Annotated in this window: 2 protein-coding genes; both read left to right on the forward strand. The window is 64.0% G+C overall.

Annotated elements, in window-relative coordinates; translation table 11 throughout:
- Nucleotides 1-101 precede the first annotated feature (101 nt).
- Nucleotides 102-1,292 carry an elongation factor Tu gene (gene tuf / locus ACRDUX_RS21720; RefSeq protein ID WP_526416377.1) on the forward strand — a complete coding sequence of 397 codons (1,191 nt, stop codon included), beginning with the start codon at nt 102-104 and terminating at the stop codon, nt 1,290-1,292.
- A gap of 156 nt (nt 1,293-1,448) precedes the next feature.
- The coding region (locus ACRDUX_RS21725; protein ID WP_526416379.1) for a PP2C family protein-serine/threonine phosphatase at nt 1,449-2,222 on the forward strand (774 nt) is incomplete at its 3' end.

Genomic DNA, 2,222 nt, shown 5'->3' on the forward strand with positions numbered 1-2,222 from the left:
GTAAGTACTGGCTCGATCCGCCCCGGCGGACCTCACAACTGAACAGAGCAACACAAACCTGCTTTACGGAAAAGCACCAATAAGTCCAGGAGGACACCACAGTGGCGAAGGCGAAGTTCGAGCGGACGAAGCCGCACGTCAACATCGGGACCATCGGTCACGTTGACCACGGCAAGACCACGTTGACCGCAGCAATCACCAAGGTTCTGCACGACAAGTACCCGACGTTGAACGAGTCGCGCGCATTCGACCAGATCGACAATGCGCCCGAAGAGCGTGAGCGTGGCATCACGATCAACATCTCCCACGTGGAGTACCAGACCGAGAAGCGTCACTACGCGCACGTCGACGCCCCCGGCCACGCGGACTACATCAAGAACATGATCACCGGTGCCGCCCAGATGGACGGGGCGATCCTGGTGGTGGCCGCGACCGACGGCCCCATGCCCCAGACGAAGGAGCACGTGCTGCTCGCCCGTCAGGTCGGCGTGCCCTACATCCTGGTCGCGCTGAACAAGTCCGACATGGTCGACGACGAGGAACTCCTCGAGCTCGTCGAGCTGGAGGTCCGCGAACTGCTGGCCGCCCAGGAGTTCGACGAGGAAGCCCCCGTCATCCAGGTGTCGGCGCTCAAGGCCCTCGAGGGTGACCCGAAGTGGGTCAAGTCCGTCGAGGACCTGATGCAGGCCGTCGACGACTCGATCCCGGACCCGGTCCGTGAGACCGACAAGCCCTTCCTCATGCCCGTCGAGGACGTGTTCACGATCACCGGTCGTGGCACCGTCGTCACCGGTCGTGTCGAGCGCGGCATCGTCAAGGTGAACGAGGAAGTCGAGATCGTCGGCATCAAGCCGACGGTCACCAAGACGACCGTCACCGGTGTCGAGATGTTCCGCAAGCTGCTTGATCAGGGTATGGCGGGCGACAACGTCGGCCTGCTGATCCGTGGTGTCAAGCGTGAAGACGTCGAGCGTGGCCAGGTCGTGGTCAAGCCCGGCACCACCACGCCGCACACCGAGTTCGAGGGCAGCGTCTACATCCTGTCGAAGGAAGAGGGCGGCCGTCACAAGCCGTTCCTCTCGAACTACCGCCCGCAGTTCTACTTCCGCACCACCGACGTGACCGGTGTCGTGACGCTGCCGGAGGGCACCGACATCGTCATGCCCGGCGACAATGTCGACATCACCGTCAAGTTGATCCAGTCGGTCGCCATGGACGAGGGTCTGCGGTTCGCGATCCGCGAGGGCGGCAAGACCGTCGGCGCAGGCCGCGTTACCAAGATCATCAAGTGATCTGAAAGTTTGTCGCTAAGCGGCGCTCACCCTTCGGGGTGGGCGCCGTTTTCGTTGCTCATCAAGCGTCGCAAGGGAATTCGGGCAATACTGACCGAATCCTGTGATCCCGTCTACGATGAGGTGCCGAGCCGGCGACTTGGGAGGTAGTGCGGAATGACCGCGATCAGGGTGCACGCGTTCACCGACGTCGGACTGGTGCGCAAGCGCAACGAGGACTGCGTCCTGGTTGCGGGCTGGCTGAGCCAGGTCCGCGAAGGATCGCTCGTGACAATGGATTTCGCGCCGATGGTCCCGTTCGTCTGCGCCGTCGCCGACGGTATGGGCGGCCACGTCGGCGGTGACCTCGCGAGCCGGGTGGCGTTGACCGTCATCGCGGAGCGTTCGCCGGACTGGCGCACCGAGCAGGACGTGGCGACGACGCTCGGCGACACCAACGACCAGGTGCGGGCGGTCGGTGCCGAGGCCGGTCTCAGTGGCCTCGGAACCACGATTGCGGGACTGTGCGTGACCGAGGACGGGGTCGTCGTCTTCAACGTCGGCGACAGCCAGGTCTTCTCGATCACCGATGGGGTCCTGACCCAGATCTCGATCGACGACTCGATCTTCGACACTCACGGCAGGCCGACGAACGTCATCACCCAGTCGCTCGGTCAGTTCCCGCCGGTGCAGCCCCACGTGAAGGTGCTGCCGCTACAGCCCGCGACCTACCTGATGTGTTCGGACGGAGTCAGCGGAGTGATGACGCCGGACGATCTCAAGGCCGCCGTACTTCGGCCCGGTGTCGACGAGTGCGCTGCCGACATCATCGCGACGACGCGTGAGAACGGCGCCCACGACAACTTCTCGTTCATCATCGTCGAGATCCCCGAACTGCCATCGCTCGATGTCGTCGTCGACCTGGCCGAGGAGCCCGCCACCGAGGTGCAC

It is taken from the genome of Mycobacterium sp., assembly GCF_050701675.1.
Lineage (GTDB): Bacteria > Actinomycetota > Actinomycetes > Mycobacteriales > Mycobacteriaceae > Mycobacterium.